General features: G+C 69.7%; 22 protein-coding genes. 4 read left to right on the top strand and 18 right to left on the bottom strand.

Going from position 1 to position 23474, the window contains the following annotated elements; all coding sequences use genetic code 11:
• Positions 1 to 2: 2 nt before the first annotated feature.
• Positions 3 to 425: a hypothetical protein gene (locus YWM_RS25430; RefSeq protein WP_052345192.1), complete on the top strand. Its 423-nt coding sequence runs from the start codon at positions 3 to 5 to the stop codon at positions 423 to 425.
• Here YWM_RS25430 and YWM_RS0120015 read toward each other — a convergent pair.
• The 3 genes from YWM_RS0120015 to YWM_RS0120005 form a co-directional block, all read right to left on the bottom strand.
• Positions 390 to 1919 (bottom strand): AMP-binding protein, encoded by a 1530-nt coding sequence (locus tag YWM_RS0120015; RefSeq protein WP_028852179.1) that lies wholly within the window; start codon positions 1917 to 1919, stop codon positions 390 to 392. The two genes, YWM_RS25430 and YWM_RS0120015, sit on opposite strands and share 36 nt — an antisense overlap.
• A gap of 114 nt (positions 1920 to 2033) precedes the next feature.
• Positions 2034 to 2675, bottom strand: a complete 642-nt coding sequence (locus tag YWM_RS0120010) for a hypothetical protein (protein ID WP_052345189.1) — start codon at positions 2673 to 2675, stop codon at positions 2034 to 2036.
• Between the two features lie 61 nt (positions 2676 to 2736).
• The gene (locus tag YWM_RS0120005; RefSeq protein ID WP_052345186.1) at positions 2737 to 4269 is read right to left on the bottom strand and encodes an AMP-binding protein; all 1533 of its coding nucleotides are present in this window, start codon (positions 4267 to 4269) and stop codon (positions 2737 to 2739) included.
• 196 nt (positions 4270 to 4465) lie between these two features.
• Here YWM_RS0120005 and YWM_RS0120000 point away from each other — a divergent pair, with 196 nt between their 5' ends.
• Positions 4466 to 4996, top strand: coding sequence for a MarR family winged helix-turn-helix transcriptional regulator (locus tag YWM_RS0120000; RefSeq protein WP_028852176.1), 531 nt, complete (start codon positions 4466 to 4468; stop codon positions 4994 to 4996).
• A gap of 402 nt (positions 4997 to 5398) precedes the next feature.
• Positions 5399 to 6799 carry a phosphotransferase family protein gene (locus tag YWM_RS24735; RefSeq protein ID WP_052345184.1) on the top strand — a complete coding sequence of 467 codons (1401 nt, stop codon included), beginning with the start codon at positions 5399 to 5401 and terminating at the stop codon, positions 6797 to 6799.
• A 43-nt stretch (positions 6800 to 6842) separates the two neighbouring features.
• Here the strand turns inward: YWM_RS24735 and YWM_RS0119990 are convergent, their stop codons facing one another.
• The 13 genes from YWM_RS0119990 to YWM_RS0119935 form a co-directional block, all read right to left on the bottom strand.
• Positions 6843 to 7307 (bottom strand): hypothetical protein, encoded by a 465-nt coding sequence (locus YWM_RS0119990; protein ID WP_028852175.1) that lies wholly within the window; start codon positions 7305 to 7307, stop codon positions 6843 to 6845.
• Complete coding sequence (locus YWM_RS0119985; RefSeq protein ID WP_211232526.1) at positions 7304 to 8356, bottom strand: phosphotransferase family protein; 1053 nt, start codon at positions 8354 to 8356, stop codon at positions 7304 to 7306. The genes YWM_RS0119990 and YWM_RS0119985 overlap by 4 nt, the downstream gene beginning before the upstream one ends.
• On the bottom strand, positions 8353 to 9453 hold the full coding sequence (locus YWM_RS0119980) for a Gfo/Idh/MocA family protein (protein ID WP_028852173.1): 1101 nt from the start codon (positions 9451 to 9453) through the stop codon (positions 8353 to 8355). Before YWM_RS0119980 ends, YWM_RS0119985 begins: the two co-directional genes overlap by 4 nt.
• Positions 9450 to 10013, bottom strand: coding sequence for an FAD-dependent oxidoreductase (locus YWM_RS27100; RefSeq protein WP_281168837.1), 564 nt, complete (start codon positions 10011 to 10013; stop codon positions 9450 to 9452). Before YWM_RS27100 ends, YWM_RS0119980 begins: the two co-directional genes overlap by 4 nt.
• On the bottom strand, positions 9944 to 10603 hold the full coding sequence (locus tag YWM_RS24730; RefSeq protein ID WP_281168836.1) for an NAD(P)/FAD-dependent oxidoreductase: 660 nt from the start codon (positions 10601 to 10603) through the stop codon (positions 9944 to 9946). The genes YWM_RS27100 and YWM_RS24730 overlap by 70 nt, the downstream gene beginning before the upstream one ends.
• Positions 10600 to 11454 carry a MaoC family dehydratase gene (locus YWM_RS0119970; protein ID WP_028852172.1) on the bottom strand — a complete coding sequence of 285 codons (855 nt, stop codon included), beginning with the start codon at positions 11452 to 11454 and terminating at the stop codon, positions 10600 to 10602. Before YWM_RS0119970 ends, YWM_RS24730 begins: the two co-directional genes overlap by 4 nt.
• A 28-nt stretch (positions 11455 to 11482) precedes the next feature.
• The gene (locus YWM_RS0119965; protein WP_028852171.1) at positions 11483 to 12046 is read right to left on the bottom strand and encodes a nuclear transport factor 2 family protein; all 564 of its coding nucleotides are present in this window, start codon (positions 12044 to 12046) and stop codon (positions 11483 to 11485) included.
• Positions 12047 to 12054: 8 nt separating this feature from the next.
• Positions 12055 to 12204: a hypothetical protein gene (locus tag YWM_RS25925; RefSeq protein WP_211232525.1), complete on the bottom strand. Its 150-nt coding sequence runs from the start codon at positions 12202 to 12204 to the stop codon at positions 12055 to 12057.
• A gap of 630 nt (positions 12205 to 12834) precedes the next feature.
• Entirely contained in the window at positions 12835 to 16365 is a 3531-nt protein-coding gene (locus YWM_RS0119955; RefSeq protein WP_028852170.1) for an error-prone DNA polymerase, read from the bottom strand.
• Positions 16365 to 18017, bottom strand: a complete 1653-nt coding sequence (locus YWM_RS0119950; RefSeq protein ID WP_028852169.1) for a DNA polymerase Y family protein — start codon at positions 18015 to 18017, stop codon at positions 16365 to 16367. The genes YWM_RS0119955 and YWM_RS0119950 overlap by 1 nt, the downstream gene beginning before the upstream one ends.
• A gap of 164 nt (positions 18018 to 18181) precedes the next feature.
• A complete protein-coding gene (locus YWM_RS24725) occupies positions 18182 to 18910 on the bottom strand; it encodes a hypothetical protein (protein ID WP_052345177.1) in 729 nt (242 codons plus the stop codon).
• Positions 18911 to 19167: 257 nt separating this feature from the next.
• A complete protein-coding gene (locus YWM_RS24720; RefSeq protein ID WP_028852168.1) occupies positions 19168 to 19854 on the bottom strand; it encodes a hypothetical protein in 687 nt (228 codons plus the stop codon).
• Between the two features lie 82 nt (positions 19855 to 19936).
• On the bottom strand, positions 19937 to 20422 hold the full coding sequence (locus tag YWM_RS0119935) for a DUF6194 family protein (protein WP_028852167.1): 486 nt from the start codon (positions 20420 to 20422) through the stop codon (positions 19937 to 19939).
• A gap of 57 nt (positions 20423 to 20479) precedes the next feature.
• Here YWM_RS0119935 and YWM_RS24715 point away from each other — a divergent pair, with 57 nt between their 5' ends.
• Positions 20480 to 21190 (top strand): MerR family transcriptional regulator, encoded by a 711-nt coding sequence (locus YWM_RS24715; protein WP_043661598.1) that lies wholly within the window; start codon positions 20480 to 20482, stop codon positions 21188 to 21190.
• A gap of 79 nt (positions 21191 to 21269) precedes the next feature.
• Here the strand turns inward: YWM_RS24715 and purH are convergent, their stop codons facing one another.
• Complete coding sequence (purH, locus tag YWM_RS0119925; protein ID WP_028852166.1) at positions 21270 to 22820, bottom strand: bifunctional phosphoribosylaminoimidazolecarboxamide formyltransferase/IMP cyclohydrolase; 1551 nt, start codon at positions 22818 to 22820, stop codon at positions 21270 to 21272.
• Positions 22817 to 23443, bottom strand: a complete 627-nt coding sequence (gene purN, locus YWM_RS0119920) for a phosphoribosylglycinamide formyltransferase (protein ID WP_028852165.1) — start codon at positions 23441 to 23443, stop codon at positions 22817 to 22819. The genes purH and purN overlap by 4 nt, the downstream gene beginning before the upstream one ends.
• Positions 23444 to 23474 lie beyond the last annotated feature (31 nt).

Raw genomic sequence — 23474 nt, 5'->3', positions numbered from 1 at the left:
TCATGCGTCCGACTCCCTCCGAGCTGATCAAGCAAGTGCGCCGGGTTCTGCGCGACGTCATCGAGCCGGAACTGGCTTCCGAGTACGCCCGCGCGCGGCTGGCCGAGGTCCGGGCCGTGCTTGCCCAGGTCGACTGGGACAACGCCGGGCTGCACGTCCGGACGCAGACAACCGCGTTGCGCGATGTACTGGTCGAGCTGCGTACCTGGGTGGGCGCAGACGAGCGGCGCCGAGCCCACTTCGGGCAGATCGACCTCCCGGAGGTGGACGCCGTGGACTTCGCGGGCTGGAACAAGTGGCATGCGCACTACACCGGTCTCGTCGCCTCGCTGATCGATCCGCTGGAGGACTGGCTACGCGCGAATCCGGACGACTCCGACGGCGTGCAGTTACGCCGGAAGTTGCTGGCGCTCTCGGCCGGTTGAGCCCTCCACGGCGAGCTTGCGTTTGTACAGCTTGCCGTTCTCCCCGCGCGGCAGCTGCGCCACGAACTCCACCGAGCGCGGGCATTTGTAGTGGGCAAGGCGGGACCGGCAGTACTCGACCAACTCTGCGGCAAGGTCCGGGCCCGCGGCCGTTTCCGCCGGTACCACCAGCGCGTGGACGACCTGCCCGTACTCCTCGTCGGGCACACCGATCACCGCCACGTCGTCGACGGCCGGGTGCACCAGCAGCACGTCCTCGGCCTCCTGCGGGTGGATGTTGACCCCGCCGAAGATGATCAGCTGGTCGCGCCTGCCGGTCAGGTACAGGTAGCCGTCATCGTCGAGATAGCCCAGGTCGCCGACGGTCCGCCAGCCGCGCGGGTCCATCGACTCTCGCGTCTTGCGCTCGTCTCCCTGGTAGTGGAAGGTGCCGGCGCCCTCGAACCACACCGTCCCGATCTCGCCGGGCGGCAGCTCGGCTCCGTCGGGGTCGGTGATGTGGATCGTGCCGGTCAGCGCGCGCCCCACCGAACCGGGATGCGACGCGACTTCGTCGGGCCCGATATGGCAGTTGCCGTAGCTTTCCGAGGCGCCGTACAGCTCGTGCACGACCGGCCCCCACCAGTCCATCAGCCGCATCTTCACCTCGTGCGGACACGGCGCGCCGCCGGTGATCGCCACCCGCAGGCTGCTCAGGTCGTACCGGCGTTTGACCTCGTCGGGCAGCCGGAGCAGCCGCAGCAGCATGGTGGGGACGAACTGGGCGTGGGTGACGCGGTAGCGCTCGATCGCCTCCAGCACCGCCTGCGCGTCGAACTTCTCCAGGCAGACGACCGTGCCGCCGAGCTGCGTGACCGCGACGACGAACCGGAACGGCGCGGTGTGATACGTGGGCGCTGGCGACAGGTAGACCATGTCGCGGTCGAACTCGAACAGTTCGGTGTAGCGCCCGAGGTGCGGCGGCGCGTCCGCCGGATGGATGTCGCTGCCGGGATGCAGGATGCCCTTCGGCGTGCCGGTGGTGCCGGAACTGAACATCATGCGGCCGCCCAGCCGCTCGACCGGCAAGGGATCGTCCGACATGGCCGCGAGTGCGGACTCGTAGTCGGCGAACGTGCCGTCGCCGTCGATGGCGATCGTGCGCGGCCGATCGGTCACCTCGCGCAGCGCCGCGTGGCTCGCCGGGCCGGCCAGCAGCAGCTCGGCTCCGGACGCCCGCAGCACGTCGGACAGCTCTCGTGCGCCGAGGTGCCAGTTGACCGGCGCCAGGCACCGCCCGGACCGGGCCGCTGCCCAGATCATCTCCGCCCATTCGAGCCGGTTCTCGCAGGCCACCGCGACGATCGCGGCCGACGACAGCCCGACGGAGTCGAACACCCGCGCCAGCCGGATGGAGCGCCGGTTCAGCTCGGCGTAGGTGATGCTTCTGCCGGACTCGGCCATGACGAACGCAGGCTGCGCCGGCTTGGTGACGGCGTGAACTCCGGGATACATCGTCAGATGGCTCCGCTCGCCGCGCGAACTCCGGGGTGCGTCATGGCTCTGCCCGCTACGTGAACTCCGGGGTGCGTCATGGCTCTGCCCGCCGCCCGAACTCCCAGCGACACCTCAGACGGCCCGCCCTGCCGCCGCTTCTTCCTCCCGCGTGCGACCGCACAGGCCGATGAGTTCTTCGTGCAGTTCGAACCACACGGTGTGGTAGCTGTCGATGATCGGGCGCGCGACGTAGTGGTGCTCGCCCGCGTGGATGCGGTCCATCGCGGCCTCGAACCGCGGGGGATAGTGCGCCAGCCGTGGTGCTTCGGTGACGATCCGCTCGAGCAGCGGCGTGAACTCGGCGTGCAGTGTGTCCAACTTGGCCAGCACATCGGCGTCGTAGTCGGCGTCGGCATGGTCGTTGGGGTGGCCGTCCCGCATCTGCCAGGCGGTGATGATCGCTTTGAAGTCGGTGTTGCGCCGGTCGAACTCGTCGTAAAGCCCTGCCAGCCGCTGCTGGTCGACCCGCGCCCGCTCGGCATCCAGCAGCGCGGTCAGGCGTTGCCGTCCCTCCGGGGTGAGCCGTGCGCTCGAGCCCTTCTGCACACCGAACCCGTCGGCCACGGCCGAGGCCAGCAGCTCGGTGCACACCTCCTCCGGCTGCCGCAGCGACGCCGGCAGGTCGTCGGGCTTGACCCTGCCCTTGAGCCGCAGCAGCTGCAGCAGCGACAGCTCAAGCTGTCCGGCGTCTCGGGGGATGGACGTGCGCGTCATTGCGTACCCGCTCCTCACCGTGGCAATTGGTCTAATTCACAACTATTGATGCTACGGGTTGTCAGCCGGAAACACCAGACGGCACGAACTGCGCCTTGAGCCGGCGTTTGTCCAGCTTGCCCATCGCCGATCGCGGCAAGGAGCCGACGAAGACGACGGACCGTGGGCACTTGTAGTGCGCCAGACGGTCCCGGCAGAAGGCCAGCAGCTCGGCCGGGTCCGGCGGCGACTGCTTCTCGCGCGGCACCACGACCGCCTTGAGCTCCTCACCCATCTCGGGATGCGGAACGCCGATGCACGCCACCTCCTCGACCTGGGGATGGCCGGCGAGCACGAGCTCCGATTCGGCCGGGTAGATGTTGACCCCACCCGAGACGATCATGTCCGAGAACCGGTCGGTGATGTAGACGTAGCCGTCCTGGTCGATGTAGCCCACCTCGCCCAAGGTGAACACGCCCGGCGCGAGGTGAACGCTGCGCTCCTTGTCCGGCGCCTGGTGGTAGACGATGCCGCGGCCGGTGGTGTCCCGGAAGTACAAGCGACCCTCACGACCGGGCGGCAGCTCGGCGCCGTTCTCGTCGACGACCATCGCCTCGAACGGCGGTATCGGCCTGCCCACCGACCCGACATGCTCCAGCCACTCGGTGGCACTGATCAGGCAGGTGGTGCCCACCTCACTCGCGCCGTAGCTCTCCCAGACGACCTCGCCCCACCACTCGATCATCGCTCGCTTCACGTCGACCGGACACTTGGAGCCGACCTGCAGGACGTAGCGCAGAGACGAGACGTCGTAGCGCTCGCGCACTTGACGCGGTAGCGCCAGAAGCCGGATGAAGTGCGTCGGCACCATGACCGTGCTGCCGATCCGATGCTCGTGGATCGATCGCAGGACGGTCTCGGCGTCGAACTTGCCGAGCACGGTCACCGGCACACCGGCCACCAGCAGGCGCGTGCTCACCAGCGGCCCGCTGTGATACATCGGCCCCACGACCAGATGCGGACCGAATTCGGCCCAGCGGTTCTGTTGCAGGCGCGCGACATGATCAGCGATGTCGGCTCCGCCCACGAACGAGGTCGGCGGCAGCGGCGTGCCTTTGGGGCGCCCCGTCGTGCCCGACGTGTAGACCAGCGCAGGCAACGGCTCCCGATCGACCGGCGGCTCGGCGTCGGACGCCTCGGCCAGCCAGTCGTCCCAGGTCCGAGCACCGTCGAGTGATGCACCGCGGACGATGACCAGGGACGATCCAGCAAGTCGGGCTGCCTCCACCGCACGCTCTGCGGTCGACGCATCCGCCAACACGATGTCCACCCCCGCGTCGCCGAAGATGTAGGCGGCCTCGTCGGCGGTGAGGTGGAAGTTCACCGGTACGGCCGAGCAGCCGGCGAGGGTCGCGGCGACGTAGCACAGCAAGGTTTCCGCGGAGTTCTCCGCGAAGACGGCCACCCGCCGATCCGGGCGGAAGGACACCGCCAGCAGCCCGTTGACCATTCGCTTGAGCAGCTGATCGACCTGCTCCCAGGTCAGCTCCCGGCCTGCCGAACGAAGCGCGATCTGCGTGGGTCGCTGCCGGGCGAACACCGCGGCGAAGGTCATCCCCAACTCCTCGTCGATCGGAACGGCTACCGAGCAGAATAGTCTAAGAATGAACTATTATCCACTGGATCTTTTTGTTCACACGACCGTCACACCGGACCGCCCGCGTGGCGCTACTGTGGAGAAAACACCGCGGAGTAAACTGTCGAGTAACAGAGCACCGCCCCGAGAGACCCGACTGGGGGAATCGACGCCCATGGCCGCACGCAAAGCCGGTACCGCGACGCCGGACACCATGACCGACCCCGTGGACTGGGCGCACCACTACTGGCAGGAGCAGGGACTGCAGGGCGACGAGCAGCGCTTTCTGGCGATGTCGTCCCTGCTGCGGTACCAGCGACTGGTCGTGGACGCGGTCGAGGAGGCGCTGCGCGCCCACCGGCTGAACCTCACCGACTATCTGGTGCTGATGACCCTGCAGCTCTCGGAGAACGGGACCCGGCTGATCAGCAACCTGGCGCGCAGCCTGATGGTGCACGCCACGACCGCCACGCTGGCCACCGACCGGCTGCAGAAGCGGCGACTGATCAGCCGCACGCCACACCCCACCGACCGGCGGGCCACGTGCATCACGATCACCGCCACTGGCCGCAAGCTGGTGGCCAAGGCGACCATGACGCTCAGCGAGATGGGCTTCGGCATGGGCGAGGCGAAGCCGAAGGACGTGGAGAACCTGGTCAACCTGCTGGCCGACCTGCGGACCGCGGCGGGCGACACGGGGCGCTGAGCCCGAGCCCGGTCCGCCTGCGCCGAGCAGCCCCGGACACTGAGCGCAAGCCGACCCACCGGCACGGGTCAACCCCGGACGCCGACGACGCGCTCGGCCAGCCGGCGACAGGCGACGCCGGACCGGACTACGGACCCGGCCAGCGCGACGCCAGCGACGCCGGAAACCAAGACGAGCTGACTCGTCGGCGCGCGTCAACCCCCAACCCCGAACGCGAGCCGACCCACCAGCGTCGGGCGACCCTGACACCGATCACAAGCCCGGCTCGTCGGCGCGCGTCAACCCCGAACACCGATCGCGAGCCCGCAAGCCAGGCCGACTCGCCGACCCAGGCACCCTGGCGCATTACTCTAGCGACAATTACTCTTGCACTAGAGTAATTGCCGTGAAGGGAGCGCAGCTGTGGATGCACGGCTTTCGGTCGGAGAGGATGCTGTAGCCCCCGTCGAGCAGGCACTGGCGACCGAGCTGGCGGCCGTGCCACCCGGAAGTGAGCAGGCGAAGGCCGCCAAGGAACTCGGCGCGGCGCTCCTTCGTCGTGCGTCGCTGGACAACCAGGCAGAGCAGCGCCGGGCCGACCGCATCGCCGACTTGCAGTCCGGAGTTGACGCCGTCCTGCCCGGGACGGCCGGCGCAGCCGAAACGCTCCTCGAGGCGCTCAGCGAGAATGCCGACGAGCTGGCCGCACGAGCATTGTCCGACCCGGACGTTGCCGAAGCCCTGCGCGACATCGCCTCCCTGCTGGTCGAGACCGACTTGCCGGAGGTCACCCCGCATCGGTCGAATACCCCGAGCCGGGACGCATCGACCGCGTACCAGACCACGGCGCGGCCAACCGTGAGCGAGGAGCAGCTGCTGGCCTGCCTTCGAGCGCACAGCAAGCCGGGTGTCACGATCCACCGCATCACCGACCTCCGCATGCTGTCGGGCGGCTTTTCCAAGGAGATGCTGGCCGCGACGGTGGAGCACTCCGCGGGCACCGACGACATCGTGATCCGCAAGGTCGCCGCAGGGAGGACGGCCACCACGTTGGGTGGCGAGTTCGCCGCACTGTCGTTCGCGTGGCAAGGCGGCGTGCCGGTGGCCGAGCCGTTGTGGTTGGACGAGCACGCCCTGGGCATGCCCGCATTCGCCACTCGCCGGGTCGCCGGTGAATGCCTCGGCGATGTCTGGGGTCCGGCCGCACCGGTCGAGCGGGAAGCCGCCTCAGCCATCGCCGCCGCCCTGGCCCGGCTGCACTCGCTCGACACCGCCGGTTTGACGGACGCGCCGTTGCCGCCGATGGTCACCCAGCGCGAGATCATCTCCGCGATCGAGGAACGCCGAGGTGTGCTGGATGCCGTCTCGACGCCGTCGACGCCGTTCGCCGCGCTGTTCGCCCTCGTCCTCGGCTGGCTTCGCGCCCACGCGCCGGACGACGTGCGCGACCCCGTGCTGGTCCATGGTGACTTCGGCCTGCACAACCTCCTGCTGGACGGCACGACGCTCACCGCGGTGCTGGACTGGGAACGCTCGCACCTGGGGCATCCCGCCGAAGACTTGACGTACCTGCGGCCCAGCATCGAGCCGGTGCTCGACTGGGAGCTGTTTCTCGCGGCGTATCAGGACGCGGGTGGTCCGACACCGGACGCTGACCGGCTCACGTTCTACACCGTGTGGCACGACGTGTGGCGTGGGATCTCGGCGTACCGGATGCGCACCAAGTTCCTCACCGATCCGCGCAAGATCTCCGACGCGATGGCCGGGCTGCTCATGACGCCACGGTTCCTGCTGCGCGCGGCCCGAACCGCGTTCCGGCTCTGACACCTGGGGCCGTCCGGTACAGCGAATTCGAAGCGGATATCGCTCAGCGACGCGGGCCGGTGAACGCGTCGACCAGCCACGGCCGCTGGCGCTCCAGCTGCCGGCGCAAATACTCACGCGCGGCCACGCGCGCAGGGTGATCCGCATCCGGCAGCGCCGCGAGCATCGTGTCCAAGGCGCTTCGGAGGCTCTTGGCTTCGTCCTGGAGCCGGCCCACGGTCGTCGGCGCTGCAAACTTCTCCCGGAGGGCAGCCTCCACCGTGCGACGCGGCTCGGCAGGCAGGGCGGACGCCCACGTGGCGAGCAGCTCGCGGAGCTCGGCGTTGTCCTCAGCCAGAGCGCTTTCCTCGTGCTCGATCCGGCTCCGCGCCATGCGCAGCATTTGCACCACGGTCCGGCACAGGCTCGCCGTGTACCCGTCGTCGTCGGCCACGACATTCGGCGCGATGTCCCGCTCGATGGTGGCGGCGACGGCGGCCAGCACATCAGGCACGGTCGGCTCGATCATGCGCTCCCCGTCTCCGGCGCGAATCCGCAGGCGGCCCACAGCTTGAGCTGGCTGCGGTATTGCACCTCGGTCGCGTTCCACACCAGCCGGACGCTGCTCGCGCCCACCCGGACCCGGTAGGCGCTGTGGTGGGCGTAGCAGAACTGAATCAGCCCGTAGCAGGCTCGGTAGTAGCTGAGACGCTCCGGCGAGATCTCGATGCCCGACCGCTCGCGGTAGTACTCCAGCGCTTCCGGCCAGCCCCACAACCTGCGCCCGTCCCGGACGATGTCCGGCACCATGTCCTGCAGCTGCGCGAAGTCGTACGCCGGATCACCGAGCCGCCACAGCTCCCAGTCGCTCAGCGCCACGATCTGTCCGCCCGACCAGACCTCCTCGCCGTGGCCGTTCGTACCCTTGCACAGCGCGATACACGGGGCGTCCGTCGGCGCGCGATCACGCAGCTGGGACAGCGCCTCGGTCACCGCCGGGCACGGCTCGAACTGGAACGTGGCCAGCCAGGCCTCGATGTCGTCGAGCACCGTCGTGGCACAGTGCTTTTCCGACGCCGGGACGGTCCCGATCCGGTCGAAACCAAGCGCACGCCAGTCGGTGGTGTGCACCAGCGCGAGCTTGTCCAAGTGCTCTTTGGACGCGGCGATCTTGCGTTCGTCGTCGGCCGGATCGTCGCTGGTCAGGAACGGCAGGTGCCAGTGCCCGTCGACCTTGGTGCGAACGTAGGCCGGACGCCCGTCGGGCTGCCAGCGAGGATCGTCCTCGATCCACAGCGCTCGGCTGACCGGCACAGGGCTGTCCGCGAGCCGCCGGTAGACCTCGTACTCCTCGCGTAACGGCATCGGGATCACGGTGCCGTCCGGCAGGTCCCGCCGGACGACGTAGGATTCCTCGGCGGCGACGCCGGCGCGAATCACCCGCACGTCGACGACCCAGGTCTCCCGCGACACGCCGCGGGACACTCGGCCCACCCGTTCGACCGTCACGTCGTCGACGCCCGGCAGCCGGTGGCGAAACCAAACGGCGACGTCGCCCTCGTTCTCCAGCCGAATCACAGTGGCCGCCGCTGACCGTCGACCGCCGCCGCGCGAACGGCATCGATGAACCTGTGCCTGCGAACCCCGTGGTCGAAATCGGGCAACACCGTGCTGCCCTTACGAAGATCTTCGAGCAGAACCGCATACGCGTTGGCGAGGTTGCTCCACGGGTGTTCCCGGCAGCCCGGCACCAGGTGGTACTCGTCGGGCACGACAAGCTCGGCCAGTTCGTGGTCCTTGCCCCGGGCGCCGTGCAGCGTCACCTGAGCCAGTTGCAGGTGGCCGTGGTTTCCGGTGACGACGAGGTCCCCGTCGGCGCCGTTGATCTCCCACAGGAAGTTGGTGCCGCGCGATCGGCCGCCTCGGACGTGCACCGACGCCACCGCGCCGCCCTCGAGCGTCCCGTGCACGGCGATCTGGTCGTCCGCCGTCTTGGTGACGACCTCGCCGGAGTCTCGCACGCGCACGCGCGGGCGCCGATTCGCCATCAGCGCGCTGACCTCGGTGAATTCGCCGAGACAGAAGCTCACCGCGTCAGTGACGTGCCCGAAGGGGATCGCCAGCATGGTCGAGCCGCCATCCCGGTCGAGTACGTAGCTCGCGCGCGCATCGGCCTCCGCGCCCCACGCCATCCCGGATGCCACCACGGTGGTCGACAGCACCTCGCCCACCCAGCCCGACGCGACGAGGTCCCTGACGTACCGGATCACCGGCGCCGATCGTGCCTGCAGACCGACGAACCCGCGGACACCCTGCCGGCGCGCCGCTGTGGCCAGCGCTTCCGCCTCAGCAGTCGAGGTGGCCAGCGGCCACTCGCAGTAGACGTGCTTTCCCGCATCCACGGCCGCAAGCACGGCTTCGTAGTGCTTGGCCGCCTGCACGGCCACGACCACAAGGTCGACATCGGGGGATGCGGCCAGCTCCGCTGCCGACCCGAATGTCGCGGGCACGCCGTGACGGGCGCCCGCGGCTTTCGCCGACTCCGCCGAGCTCGCCGCAAGCGCGGTCAGCTCACATCCGTCCACAGTGGACAGAGCTGGCACATGAACCCCGGCGGCCCAACCACCGGACGCACTCAACCCCACGATGCCGATGCGCACGACCTCGCTGTTCATCGCGCAACTCCCACCGGCTCGCCGATCCGGCGCCGCAACCGTGCCGCCTTGCCCGCCATCCCGGCCGCGACGACCGCCATCAGCCGCCCATCGGTCACACACGTCGCGAGAAAGCGCCTGCCGTCGTCTTCTTCCAACCGGACCTCGGCGGAGGGGGTCACGTCACCGAAGACCTGGAGTTTCAGGTCGTATTGATCACTCCAGAAGTACGGCACGACCGTTTCCTGGCACGGCAGCCCGAGCATGTCCCTGGCCACCACCCGCGCCTGCTCGCCCGCATTCGTCCAGTGTTCGACGCGACGGCGGCCATCCGAGCCGAGCCACGCAGCCACGTCGCCCACCGCCCACACGTCCGCGACGCTGGTACGTCCGCGCTCGTCGCACAGCACACCGTCGCCGACCTCGATCCCGCTGCCGGTCAGCCAGCCCACTTCGGGCACCGCGCCGATACCGACGACCACGACATCGGTCTCGATCTCGGCGCCGTCCGTCAGTGTGGCGCGCAGCCGTCGCCCGGAGGGCTCCAACCGTGCCACCCCGGCCCCGCACCGCAGGTCCACCCCGGCTTTCCGATGCCAGCGAGCCACCAGCTCGCCGAGCGTTTCCCCCAGCGCAGCGGCAACGGGGTCGACTGGGGCTCGACAAGGTGGACGCCGAGCCCCAGATCCCGCAGGCTCGCGGCCACCTCACACCCGACGAAGCCCGCTCCCACGACGAGCACCTCGCGCGCACCATCCAGCCGCTGCCGCAGCGCAAGACAGTCGTTCACCGAACGCAACGTGTGCACTCCAGGCATCGCCCCGGTCCCGGGAAGACCGCGAGGACGCAATCCGGTCGCGATGACCAGGCGCTCGTAGTCGAGGACGTCGCCGTCGGCCAACGTGAGGCGCTTGTGCCGCGGCTGCACCGCGGTCACCGCCGAGCCGAGCCGCAAGGTGATGTCGTGGTCGGCGAAGAACGCGTCCTCCCGGAGCCGGATGTCCGCAGGTGAGCGCGTACCTCGCAGAACTTCCTTCGACAACGGCGGCCGGTCGTACGGCGGGGTGGATTCCGCTCCGACGAGGGTCAGTTCGCCGTCGAACCCGGCTTTCCGCAGCTCCTCGGCGACCCGGAGGCCGGCGAGCCCCGCACCGACGACGACGATCGTCACCGGGTCGCATCCGCGGTGAACCGGCACCGGCCGTTGGTCAGCACGATGGTGCCGTCGTCCTTGCGGGTCTGGAACAGCGCCTCGCCTTCTCCGTCGGTCCAGATGTCGACGTGCAGGGTGTCGCCGGGCAGGACCGGGGCGGCGAACCGCGCATCCATGCTGCGCAAGCGGTGAGCTTCGCCGCCTGCCACCGTGTGCAGGAGGGCGCGGCCAGTGAAGCCGTAGGTGCACAGACCGTGCAGAATCGGCCGATCGAAGCCCGCGCGACGCGCGAAAGCCGGATCGGAATGCAGCGGGTTGCGGTCCCCGCTCAACCGGTAGAGCAGCGCCTGGTCGGGTCGCGTCGCATACGTGACGGTGTGGTCGGGCGCGCGATCGGGCGCCTGCCAGGTCGCGCTCGGCCCGCGGTCGCCGCCCCAGCCGCCTGCCCCGCCGATGAAGAACGCCGAGCGAGCGCGGAACATCGGCTCACCGGTCTCCTCGTCGACCGACTCCGACTCGGTGACGACCACGGCGGCCTTGCCCTTGTCGAACATGTCCGCGATACGCGTGGTGGTGAGCACGGCCCCCTGGGGCGGCAGCGGACGCAGCAGCTCGACGCCCTGCTCGGCGTGCACGAGCTTGGCCCAGTCGAACGGGCCGAATCGCTTGAAGATGCCCGGGTCGATGCTCAGCACCACCGGATACGTCGGCAGCACCTGCTGCTGGACACCCTTGGTGTTCTCCGTGGTGTAGGCGAGCTCGTCGACGCCCGCGCCCACGCCGAGCGCGTACAAGATGCAGTCCTTGCTCTCCCAGGTGGCGCGCCGCGGGCCCGACTCGGCGCCGACCGCGCCCGGATCCAGTGCCATGGATTACTACGTCCTTTCTGTCGTAGAGCTAGCCGCGGTCGACCGGACCGAGGTGATCGCACTCGCCGGGTTCGAGCCGACGCAGCACGCGCGGCTTCTCCCCCACGTACATGCGCTCGCCTTCGATCAACCCGTCGGCGTCGATCGGCCACAGGATCAGCGCCTGATACTCGACGAGATACCAACCGTGGCGCTCGACCTCGTCGGCTCGCGCGAAGCCGCGGCGGATCAGCAGCTCCCCGTCGTAGGCGTGCCGGAAGATCCCTTCGGTGGCCACCAGGTCGTGCTCCACCAGCACGGCGGTGATCTCGAACTCCAGCCGGTTCTTGCCGATCGCGATCGACGCCTCGTAGAACGCCTTGACCTCGTCGTATCCCTGGGGGCCGACCGAGTCCGACGCACCCCAGATCTCGTAGACCGGTTCCGGGACCAGGGTCTTCATCAGCGCGGGAACGTCGCCGCGGACCTCCTCCCGCACGTGCCGCGCCACCACCTCCAGGTTCGCGCGCTTGCGCGGGTCCTGCTCCGCGTGGAGCCGGTCGGTCAGCAACTGCCAACTCCGTTCCGCCGCGGGCCTGAGCTCGACGATCATCGCTCACCTCACTCGAATCCGTACGGCCGGAACGGTCCGTCGAGGAACAGCTCGGTGTGCCCCGCTCCGGTCCATCGCCTGCCGTCCGGGGCGATCGTCTGCACCCGGGACACGTACTCCTTGCCGATCAAGCCCGGCGCGAGCGTGCCGTCGTACATCCGGAAATCCAACGGCTGCCGGGAGAAGTCGAACTCGTCCCACTCGACCGCGACGCCAGGCCCGTGGTAGGTCCGAAACTATGTTCTGGGTCACACAGGGATCCGTCGTATGCGAACTCAGCCCACCGGCTCGGCCCAACCGCGCGCTCGAACTCGGTCCGCCGGCTGACCCCGTCGACACTCTCGAACCCAGCCCACCAGCTGGCCCGCCACGCACCCGAACTCGAGCCACCAGGTCGGCCCGCCCCGGGCACCTGAACTCGGCCCACGAGGTCGGCCCGGCCGCGCACCTGAACTCTGGCCACCAACTCAGCCGCCCAGCACCTGAACTCGGGCCACCAAATCAGCCGCCCCCGGCGCCTGAACTCGGCCCACGAAGTCGGCCCGCCCCCGCGCACCTGAACTCAGCCCACCAAGTCGGCCCACCCCCGCACCTGAACGCGGGCGCCCAGCTCGGGGCGAAGCTGCTCCCTGCTCCGGCCGATGCGTAGGTTCGTCGCTCGAGGGGCTGCGTCGAATCGGCACCGATATCGGCGGTGCTCGCGCCGTGGAACTCCGCCGCGAGGCCGGAGCGCGCCGCGTGCTCGGGCCGGGATCTGCGCGTCTGCCGGCCGGTTGCGCCGGGCCTGCTCAGTGGAAGTCGCGCGATTTGGTGCGGATTCGCACGTCGAAGTGCTGCAGGCGGTCGGCGAGGACGCTGACGACTCCGTCGCCGTGGGAGGCGTGCTCCACGACGCCGCGAACCAGCAACGCCGGGCTGGAACGCGCGATCGTGGCGTAGCGCGCCCACAACCCCTTGGTACACACCACGTTGACCATCCCGGTTTCGTCTTCGAGGTTGAGGAACGTGATGCCGTTGGCCGTTGCCGGCCGCTGCCGATGGGTCACCGCCCCACCGATCAGCACTCTGGTGCCGTGCGGGATCGAAGCCAGCTTCGCCGCGGGAATCGCGCCCAGCCGGTCGAGCCGTTCCCGGTGGAACTGGATCGGGAAGCTGTCCGGCGACAGCCCGGTCGCCCACACATCGGCCATCGCCACTTCCACGTCATCCATCCCCGGCAGCATCGGCGCCTGCACGCCGACCCCACTCCCCGGCAGCTTCTCCGGCCGCTCGTGGACGACCGCTCCCGCGGCCCACAACGCTTTGCGCCGATCGGGCTCCAGCTCGCGGAACGCACCCGCGGTGGCCAACGCCTCGACCTGAGGGGTGGTCAGCCGCACCCGGCGCGCCAGGTCGGTCATGCTGCGGTACGGCCCGTGCGCTTGCCGTTCCTCGACGATGCGCCCGGCCAGCTCCGTGCCGATCGTGCGCACCGACCCCAGCCCGATCAGCACCGCGGGTTCGCCGCCGTCGGGATCCGGCTTGAGCGTGGTGTGCGCCAGGCTGGCATTGATGTCCACGCCCAGCACGGTCACGCCATGCCTGCGAGCATCGGCCACCAGCGTCTGCGGCGAGTAGAACCCCATGGGCTGTGCGCGGAGCAACCCAGCGCAGAACGCCGCAGGGAAGTAGCGCTTCAAATAGGCGCTGGTGAATACCAGGTAGGCGAAGCTCAGCGCGTGGCTTTCCGGGAAACCGAAGTTGGCGAAGGCCACCAGCTTCGCGAAGATCCGCTCGGCGGTCGGTTGATCCACCCCGTTGGCTTTCGCTCCGTCGTAGAAACGCTGGCGGAGCGCCTCCATCTTGCGCACCGACCTCTTCGCCCCGATCGCGCGCCGCAGCTCGTCGGCTTCCGCGGCACTGAACCCGGCGACGTCGATGGCCAGTTGCATCAACTGTTCCTGGAACAGTGGCACCCCGAGCGTCTTCTCCAAGGCGTTCTTGGCCAGCGGATGGTCGTAGGTGACTTCGTCGACGCCCGCGTGGCGACGGATGTAGGGGTGGACTGATCCGCCCTGGATCGGGCCGGGCCGAATCAGCGCGACCTCGATCGCCAGTTCCTTGATGCTGCGCGGTTTCAGCCTCGGCAGGGTCGCCAGCTGCGCCCGGCTTTCCACCTGGAAGACACCGACGGCGTCACCCCGGCACAGCATGTCGTAGACGTTCTGATCCTCCAGCGGAAGCTTGGCCAGGTCGATGGTGATGCCCTGGTAGTCGCGCACCATTTCCACCGCGTACTTGATCGCCGAGAGCATGCCCAACCCGAGCAGGTCGAACTTCACCAGACCGACCGCGGCACAGTCGTCCTTGTCCCACTGCAGCACGCTGCGCTCGGCCATGCGTGCCCACTCCACCGGGCAGATCTCGCTCACCGGCCGGTCCGCCAGCACCATCCCGCCGGAGTGAATACCGAGGTGACGCGGGAAGTCACCGAGCTGGTTGGCCAGCGCGATGACCTCGTCCGGCACGTCGTTGTCCACATTGGCCGCTTGTGTGGTCCACCGGTCGATCTGCTTGCTCCACGCGTCCTGCTGCCCCGGCGCGTAGCCCAGCGCTTTGGCCACGTCCCGCACCGCCGAACGTGCCCGGTAGGTGATGACATTGGCCACCTGAGCGGCTTTCAACCTGCCGTACTTGCGGTAGACGTACTGGATCACCTCCTCCCGGCGGTCCGACTCGATGTCCACGTCGATGTCCGGTGGTCCGTCCCGCTCCGGCGCCAGGAACCGCTCGAACAGCAGCTTGTGTTCGACCGGGTCGACATTGGTGATGCCCAGCGCGTAGCACACCGCCGAGTTGGCCGCCGAGCCACGGCCCTGGCAGAGGATGTTGTTCTCCCGGCAGAACCGCACGATGTCGGCCACGATCAGGAAGTAGCCGGGGAAGTTCAGCTCGGTGATCACCTTGAGCTCGTGCTCGATCTGTGCGTAGGCCTCCGGGTTCTGGTAGCGAGTGCCGTAGCGCTGCACGGCGCCCTCGTAGGTCAGCTGGATCAACCAGCTCACCTCGTTGTGGCCGGGCGGCACGTCGAACGGCGGGAGATCGGGGGCGAGCAGCTCGAGGTCGAACGCGCACTCCACCCCCAGCAAAGCGGCACGCTGGACGGCACCCGGATAGCGCGCGAACCGCGCCTGCATCTCCGCACCGGACCGCAAGTGCGCACTCGCGGACGGCGGCAACCAGCCGTCCAGCTCGTCGAGGCTGCGCCGGGCCCGGATCGCCGCCACCGTCGCCGCCAGCCTGCCGCGGGGTGGCGCCGCGTAATGCGCGCCGGTCGTGGCCACCGTGGGCAGACCGAACTCCGCCGCCAACGCCGCCATGGTGTCGTTGTGCGCGGTGTCGACCGGCAATCCGTGGTCGAACAGCTCCACATAGACGTTGTCCTTGCCGAACAGGACGGTCAGCTCCTTCAACCGCTCCGCGGCCCGCCGGTACCCACCGACCCGCTCCTCCTGCGGGGCGTCCGGTGCGGGCAACACCGAACGCAGCGGACCTTTGCGACAGCCGGTCAGCACCGCCACCCGCCCGGCTACCCGCTCGGCGACCTCGGGCAGCCGGTACCGCGGCCGTCCCTTCTCGGACAGCCGGTTCACCGGGTCTTCGTGGCCGGCCAGCTGCCCGTCGGTGATCGCCGCACAGAGCGCGGAATAGCCCTCCGCGTCCCTGGCGAGCAGCACCAGATGCTCGCTCCCCGGGTCGGCGGAACCCGTGCGGGCCTCCGGCTGCGGCGGCAGATCCTGCTCGGTCGTGCTCGCGCGCCGCCCGTTCGACGTCGGCCCGTTCACCGCCGGCCCGCTCGCCGCCGACCCGTTCACCGCCGGCGCGTTCGCCCTTGCCCGGTTCGCTTTCGCCCCGCTCGCCGTCGGTCCCCTCGGTTCATCGCGCCTGCCCAGGCTGAGCTCGGCCCCGTACACCGTCCGCACCCCCAGTTCCTTGGCCGCCTGGGCGAAGCGAACCACCCCGTACATGCCGTCGTGGTCGGTCAACGCGATGGCGTCCAACCCGAGCCGGGAGGCCTCTTCGACCAGCTCCTCCGGATGACTGGCGCCGTCCAGGAAGCTGAAGTTGGAGTGGCAGTGCAGCTCGGCGTACGGCACCCGGGTCCGCGCCCCGGCATCGTCGTCGAACTGCAGCTCCGCCAAGTCGTCCGGCCGGAAGTAGCCCTCACGGCGCCTGGTCCACGCCGGGCTGTCCCCGCCGTCGCCGTGCTGCTGCGTAGGCCTGCCGGAGAGGGTGCGCTCCATTTCCGACCAGGGCAGCGGCGAGTTGAACCAGCCCATTACGTGTACTCCCCTTCCACTTGCCACCGAGGGCTCCGCTCGTCACGGCAGCGCAGCAGCAGCGCCTTGCCCGCCGGGGCGCCCCCCTCGGCCAGCACCACCTGGACCCGCGCCGCCGGACCGTCGGCGCCCGGATCCCACCAGCGTTCGTCCAGCGGCCACGGCCCCGCCCAGGCCGCGACCTCCCACAACGGCCCACCGTCGACCGCCACCCGAGCAGGTGGCGCGCTCAGCGCACCGCGAGCGGTCATCCGTACCGGACGGCCCCGGTGATCGACCACCGCCGCCCGCACCGGTTCCGGATGCACCGTCGCCGGTGAAGGCGCAGGCAACCGCCCTGGCCACGGCGCGACCTCCGCTTGCCCGGACCCGCTTCGCGCACCAGCGCCCTTGGCTTCGTCGCCTCGCACGTCGCCCCAGGGCACCAGCCGCACTCGCTCGGCCGGGCCGCGCCCACCGTCCAGCACCGCGGTGGCCACTGCTTCCGGCCCGAGCAGCCGCTGCACCTGCACCAATGCCCTGCCTGCCCGCTCATCGGCCTGGTCGTCCGCCGGATTGTCGCCGAGCCCACCACGCCACAGATGCAGCTGCAGCAGGCCGGCCTCGACCACTTCCTCCGGCTCCAGGCGCAGCGTGACGACGCCACTCCGGGGCCGCTGCTCACCCTGCAACCAGCTGTCGAACTGCCAACGCACCCGGTCGGCGATACCGCGCGCGGCGACCGGGACGCCGTTGGTGCCACTCTCCCCGCCGCTGCAGCGCCACACCCGGGACAACTCCTCGCCGCTTTCGGTCCGCGCGTAGATGCCCAGCCGGGTGCAGGCCAGGTTGCGGCCTGCCAGCTTCGCGTGCAGCTCGTCGGCCAGCCGCTCCGCGATGTAGGCGGCCTCCTCCACCCTGCTGATCGGAATGTCGAACGTCTCGTCCACCGCCAGATCGGCAGGCGGCCTCCTCCGGTCCAGCGGACGCTCGGACAGCCCGTTGGCCAGCCGATGCGCCAACATGCCGAGCCTGCCGAACCGCGAGCTCACGGTGCGTTCCGGCAGCTCGGCGAACTGGCCCAAGGTTCGCAGCCCGAGCCTGCGCAACAGGTCGACCAGTTCTTCGCTGCCGTCGTACTCGGCAAGGACACTGCCCGGCTGGTCCAGCTCGGTCACCGGGAGCGGGGCGAGGAACCGGCGACTGGCACCTGGCTCCACCACGCACGACCGACGAGCAGCCAGCAACGCGGCGAACAGCCCGTCGGCGATCCCGATCTGCACTTCCACGCCTGCCTTCGCCGACACGTGGTCGATCAGGGTCTCCATCAGCCGATACTCATCGCCGAAGTAGGCCAGCGCACCGTCCGCCGGGGCGGCCACCACTCCGGGACGCACCACGTCCACCCCGACCACCAGCTCTTCCACCGCCGCGGCCACCGGCTCGAACAGTCGCGCGTCCCGCGCCGGGTCGACCGCCAATACCGCCAGATCCGGGCAGGAAGCCTGCGCTTCCCGCCGACGCATCCCCCGGCGAACGCCGTTGCTCCGCGCCACTGCCGAGCAGGCCACGACCCGGTTGGCCGAGAACACCGCCGCCGGATGGTGCAACGGAACGCCCGCAGCCACGCACGCGGCGGTCACCGGCCAATCCGGACACCACACCACCACCAACCGGGCAGGCCGCTGCGCATCGACCGCACTGGACTCTGCGGCGACACTCGCGCCTTCGGACGGCGGCCCAGCGGCACGGTCCACCGCAGGTTGCGACCGCACCGAACGCCGGCCTCGCGCGGACGAGCGGCTGCGCGGTGAACGTCCCCGTGCTCGTCGCGCCATCAGCTCGCCACCTCGAGCCGTAGCGCCTGCTCACCCGCCTCGACACGGCCGCTCGGCCCCGGCAACAGCACGGTCGTCTCCCGCACCTGAGCCGACGACCTCCCGCGCCCCCGGATCCGCATCGTGCGAGCGGACAGATAGCCCTTACCGAACTCGTCAACCCCATCCCACGCACCCGGCGCGCAGGTCAGCTCCACCTCGGCCCCCGGCCAGCGGCCTTCGGCGATGAGCACACCACCGCGATGCCGTGCGCGAGCGGACAACCGCCGGGCGGACGCCGCCGTCGTGCCCGCCCCGCCGGGCAGGACGACGATGTCCACCCCGTCGAACAGGCTCGCGGCCACCCGCACCGCATCCGGACCCGGGCGAGGCACCAGCGCCAACCTGCGCAACTCGACACCCAGTTCGGCGGCCGCAACGAGGCCGACATCCGGAAGCCCCACCACGGCTGCCCACGACCCCGCCGCGGTCGCCCGCGCCAACAACGCGAGCAACGCCGCCCGCGACCCCGTGACGGACACCGTGCTGCCCCTCCGCAGGCCCCTGAGGGGCAGCACGGCCTCCAGTTCAGGCACCACCGGGAGGAGCTTGCCCGCCGCCGACGCTCCCGCAACGTCGGCGGCCACCTCGCTCGCGGTGGTCAACCCCGGCAACGACGCCAGCCGGGCTACCGCACCGTCCACGGTGTCAGTGCCCCCTGGCACCGTGGACGTGAGCGCGCCCGCCATACCCATCACCTCCCGGGAACCATGACCGGGCGACCGCCAGCCCGGCCATCGGCCACCGTGGAGAGACGGTGGCTCCTCGCCTTCGAACATATGTTCGATATCCATAGTGAACGCCACCGACCGACGCTTGTCAAGCGCGTGATGAACGGCCACACCATCGGGCCATCGCGACCGTGACAACGACAGGCCGACCAGCCCCAGGCCGGCCTGCGAAGACGTACTCGACGGCGCTCAGCCGAAGACGTACTCGGCGGCGCTCAGCGCACGTTGTCGAGCAGTTCCCGGCCGATCGCGATCGTCAGTTCCCGCAACCTCCCGGCAGGCGCGGCGACCTCCTCCGATTCGCCGAGCAGGCCGCTGAGAAAAGTCTTGTCCGAGCCACCGAGCTGCACGTCGACCAAGGTCTTCCCCCGGCGACCCACCAACACGGCTGCCCCGTCGACCGCCCGCACGAAAGCCTTGTCACCGACCGCGTCCTGTTCGACCAGCGACTCGTCCTTCGCGGTGCGTTCGACCAGCGCTTCCTCGGCTGCGTCGGGCGACGGATAGTGATCAACGGTGACGAGCAGCCGACGCTTGCGCACGTTCTCGTCAGCGGCGGCGACCCATTCGCAGCCCACGCCCTCGACGCCACCTCGCATCCGCAACGGACCACTCTGCCAGCTCGGCGTACCCGCCTCCGCGAGCAACTCGGCAGGCAATTCACACTCCTCCGGCACGGGCTCCGCGCGTGGGGAAGCGCCGACCGAGCGGTAGTAGACCAGCGCCAGGTAACCACCGACCAGCAGCACCGCGACCAGCACAAGACCAAGCACCACGAACGGCCAGCTGCGCCGGGACCGCGGCCGGCGCGGCGGACCTGCCGCGGGCGGCCGGTGGTAGGCCGCGGACGGCGGCGGCCGGTAGCCAGGCGGCTGACGCCTCGGATGGCCCTGCGTGGTCACGCGGGAAACTTACCCCACCGCAAGCATCGTTTCCCAATGTTCACTCTCACCTGCAGATGCTCCGCGCACTACCGAAGCAGATTTACGGCGTCGCGGGCCTCCTGCGTTCTTCTCGGCGCTCGCGACGGGTCCGGGCGAGCTGGTAGGCATCTCGGAGCAATACACGCACATCCGCCTCCGTTCGCGGCCCAGGGTTGACCACGGCCAGCCAGCCGAGCGTGCCGTAGACCGGGTGGCCGAAGATCACATCGGATCGGCTCACGTCGACCGAACCCGGCCGGAAATCCCGCGGCCGTTGCCCGGTCCACCGCTCGAACGCCTCGTGGCCGGCGAAGAGGTTCACCCGGAAGGCCCCAGGCCGGTTGAGCCGGGAGTCCTCGTCGCCCGGGTAGTCCTTGGTCACGATCGTGGCGAACGGCTGTCCGGTCTTCGGTGGCACGCCGTCCGGTGCGTAGTAGAAGAACGCGTCACCCCAGGCCAGCTCGGGTGTTCCGTCCCCAGGCCCGGGGAGCATGGCCAACACCCCGGGCATCCCGGCGACGAAGTCGATGATCTCCTTCATGTCCATGCTTGAAGCGTCGCATTGAAGTGCTTATGGCGACTTTTGTCGCTACCGTGCTGGTTGATGGGCGCCAAGTCGAAAGTCGCACTACGCACGGTCGATGTGGCACGGCGCAGCGGATACTCGGTCCAGCAAATACGCCTGCTGGAGGACAGTGGCGTGCTGCCGCCGGCCGACCGTACGCCGGGGGGCCATCGCGTCTACCGCGACGAGCACGTTCACGCGGCTCTGGCCTATCGCGGACTCGCTGCCGGAATGGGACCCGTCGAAGCCAAGAAGGTGCTGCGCGCAGTGAATGCGAACGCGCGATCGCAAGCACTGGCGCTGCTGGACGCCGCGCACGCAGATCTCCACCGGCAACGCCAACAGCTCGCCATGGCCAAGCAGGCAGCCGAGGCCATCACTCTCGAGCCCATCGCAGACGTTCGCGCATCGGATGCGATGACGATCTCCGAACTCGCGGACGCACTCGGAATCCGCACGTCGACGCTGCGGCACTGGGACGCGGAGGGACTCGTCGTCCCCGACCGCGACCCGCACACCCGGACGCGGCGCTACACACCTGCCCAGGTCCGGGACGCGCGCATCGTTCACCAATTGCGCCAGGCGGGCTATCCCATCCCGATGCTGGCCGAGGTGATGCCGCACCTGCGTCATCCGCACGGCCTGCAAGAGGTCCGCCGGATGCTGGCGGCCCGCGACGAACGCCTCGACGCCCGCTCTCAAGCACTGTGCGAAGGCACGGCCGAACTGCAGCGCACAGTCATTCCCTGAATCCGCGATTCGGTGCTGACCGACCTACATCGCCAGCTGCTTGTTCCACGGACTCGAATCGCTGCGGTGACGCGGTGACTCAGTGGGCGAAGTGCCGGACGCCGGTGAAGTACATCGTGATACCCGCTGCCTCCGCGGCCGCGACGACCTCGGCGTCACGCACCGAGCCACCCGGCTGCACGACGGCCCGCACGCCACCTTCGACGAGCACCTCGAGCCCGTCCGGGAACGGGAAGAACGCGTCCGAGGCGGCCACCGACCCGGCTGCCCGGTCGCCTGCCCGCTGTACCGCGAGCCGGCACGAGTCGACCCGGTTGACCTGACCCATGCCCACACCGACGCTCGCGCCGTCGGATGCCAGGAGGATGGCGTTGGACTTGACCGCGCGCACCGCACGCCAGGCGAACCGCAAGTCGGCCAACGTCGCCTCGTCGGCGGCGGGACCGCACGCAAGCGTCCAGTTGGCCGGGTCGTCCCCGTCGGCGTCCACCGCGTCACGCTGCTGGAGCAGCAACCCACCGGAGACGGCCCGCATCTCGGCACCCGTGCGCTCCGGTGGAGGACAGACGAGGATCCGCACGTTCTTCTTGCGCTGCAGCACCTCGACCGCGCCGTCCTCGTACGACGGCGCCACGATGACCTCGGTGAAAACGTCGGCGACCTGCTCGGCCATGGCGACGGAAACCTCGGTGTTCACCGCGATCACGCCGCCGAACGCGGACAGCGGGTCGCACGCGTGCGCCTTCCGGTGGGCCTCTGCGACGTCCGAACCGACCGCGATTCCGCACGGGTTGGCGTGCTTGATGATCGCCACGGCGGGCTGCTCGTGGTCATACGCGGCCCGCAGCGCGGCATCGGCGTCGACATAGTTGTTGTACGACATCTCCTTGCCGTGCAGCTGCTGCGCCGAGGCCAGGCCAGGACGACCCGACACGTACAGCGCCGCCTGCTGGTGTGGGTTCTCGCCGTAGCGCAGGACGCCGGAACGCTGCCACGTCGCACCCACCCAGGCGGGGAACACGGTGTCGGTCTCCGGCGCCACGACGCTGCCTAGGTAGGAGGCGACCGCCACGTCATAACTGGCCGTGTGCGCGAAGGCCTGCGCCGCGAGCTTCTGCCGCTCCGCCAGCGTGAACCCGCCTGCCGCGACACGCTCGAGAACCCACTCGTAGTGCGCGGGGTCGACGACGACGGCGACGCTCGGATGGTTCTTGGCCGCCGCCCGCACCATCGCGGGCCCACCGATGTCGATCTGCTCGACGCACTCGTCCGGCGCCGCACCGGAGGCCACGGTCTGCTCGAACGGGTACAGGTTGACCACCAGCAGGTCGAACGGGGCGATGCCCAGCTCGTCGAGCTGCTGGACGTGCTCCGGCTTGCGCAGGTCGGCCAGCAATCCGGCGTGCACGGCCGGGTGCAGCGTCTTCACCCGGCCGTCCAGCGACTCGGGGAAGCCGGTCAGCTGCTCGACCGGGACGACCGGTACGCCGGCGTCCGCGATGGCCTTGGCTGTGCCGCCGGTGGAAACGATCTCCACGCCTGCCTTGTGCAGCCCGGTGGCCAGCTCGGCCAGGCCGGTCTTGTCCGACACCCCGATGAGTGCGCGCTTCACCGGACGCGTACCAGTCATGAAATCTCGACCCTCCCGTCGACGATGGTGCAGCCGTGCCGGACCAACGTGCTGACCACGTCGACCAGCAGAGTCCGCTCGATGACCTTGATCCGCTCGTGCAAGCTCTCCTCGTCGTCGGTGGGCAGGACCTCCACCGACCGGCGGGCGATGATCGGCCCGGAATCCACCCCGGCGTCGACGAAGTGCACCGTCGTGCCCGTGACCGAGACGCCGGCGGCCAGCGCGTCGCGTACCGCGTGCATGCCGGGGAACGACGGCAGCAGCGCCGGGTGACTGTTCACCACGCGCGAGTCGTACTTCTCCAAGAAGCGTGGGCCCAGCAGTTTCATGAAACCCGCCGACACCACCAGGTCCGGCCGGTAGGCCGCGACGGCCTCGGTCAGCGCGGTGTCCCACGCCGCCCGGTCGGGATGGTCGGCAAGTCGCACGACGAAGTCCGGGATCCCGGCGGCGCGGGCTCGGTGCAGCGCTTGCGCCTGCGGCCGGTCGGAGCCCACTGCGACGATGTCGGCCGGGTAGTCGGGAGAGGCAGTGGCGTCGATCAGTGACTGCAGCAAGGTGCCCGACCCGGACGCCAACACCACGAGCCGCGCCGGGTTCGGCAGCTCGAGCCTGATCACCGATTCTGCGGGGGACTCGGACTCGCTATGC

It is taken from the genome of Thermocrispum municipale DSM 44069 (assembly GCF_000427825.1).
GTDB classification, from domain to species: Bacteria; Actinomycetota; Actinomycetes; order Mycobacteriales; family Pseudonocardiaceae; genus Thermocrispum; species Thermocrispum municipale.
This window is presented reverse-complemented; position numbering and strand designations above follow the sequence as displayed.

What these genes read in the sequence shown, in the direction of transcription:
- YWM_RS25430 (WP_052345192.1), top strand. Translation starts at nt 3, where the DNA reads ATGCGTCCGACTCCCTCCGAGCTGATCAAGCAAGTGCGCCGGGTTCTG.
- YWM_RS0120015 (WP_028852179.1), bottom strand. Translation starts at nt 1,919, where the DNA reads ATGTATCCCGGAGTTCACGCCGTCACCAAGCCGGCGCAGCCTGCGTTC.
- YWM_RS0120010 (WP_052345189.1), bottom strand. Translation starts at nt 2,675, where the DNA reads ATGACGCGCACGTCCATCCCCCGAGACGCCGGACAGCTTGAGCTGTCG.
- YWM_RS0120005 (WP_052345186.1), bottom strand. Translation starts at nt 4,269, where the DNA reads ATGACCTTCGCCGCGGTGTTCGCCCGGCAGCGACCCACGCAGATCGCG.
- YWM_RS0120000 (WP_028852176.1), top strand. Translation starts at nt 4,466, where the DNA reads ATGGCCGCACGCAAAGCCGGTACCGCGACGCCGGACACCATGACCGAC.
- YWM_RS0119990 (WP_028852175.1), bottom strand. Translation starts at nt 7,307, where the DNA reads ATGATCGAGCCGACCGTGCCTGATGTGCTGGCCGCCGTCGCCGCCACC.
- YWM_RS0119980 (WP_028852173.1), bottom strand. Translation starts at nt 9,453, where the DNA reads ATGAACAGCGAGGTCGTGCGCATCGGCATCGTGGGGTTGAGTGCGTCC.
- YWM_RS0119970 (WP_028852172.1), bottom strand. Translation starts at nt 11,454, where the DNA reads ATGGCACTGGATCCGGGCGCGGTCGGCGCCGAGTCGGGCCCGCGGCGC.
- YWM_RS0119965 (WP_028852171.1), bottom strand. Translation starts at nt 12,046, where the DNA reads ATGATCGTCGAGCTCAGGCCCGCGGCGGAACGGAGTTGGCAGTTGCTG.
- YWM_RS25925 (WP_211232525.1), bottom strand. Translation starts at nt 12,204, where the DNA reads ATGTACGACGGCACGCTCGCGCCGGGCTTGATCGGCAAGGAGTACGTG.
- YWM_RS0119955 (WP_028852170.1), bottom strand. Translation starts at nt 16,365, where the DNA reads ATGGGCTGGTTCAACTCGCCGCTGCCCTGGTCGGAAATGGAGCGCACC.
- YWM_RS24725 (WP_052345177.1), bottom strand. Translation starts at nt 18,910, where the DNA reads ATGGCGGGCGCGCTCACGTCCACGGTGCCAGGGGGCACTGACACCGTG.
- YWM_RS0119935 (WP_028852167.1), bottom strand. Translation starts at nt 20,422, where the DNA reads ATGGACATGAAGGAGATCATCGACTTCGTCGCCGGGATGCCCGGGGTG.
- YWM_RS24715 (WP_043661598.1), top strand. Translation starts at nt 20,480, where the DNA reads ATGGGCGCCAAGTCGAAAGTCGCACTACGCACGGTCGATGTGGCACGG.
- purH (WP_028852166.1), bottom strand. Translation starts at nt 22,820, where the DNA reads ATGACTGGTACGCGTCCGGTGAAGCGCGCACTCATCGGGGTGTCGGAC.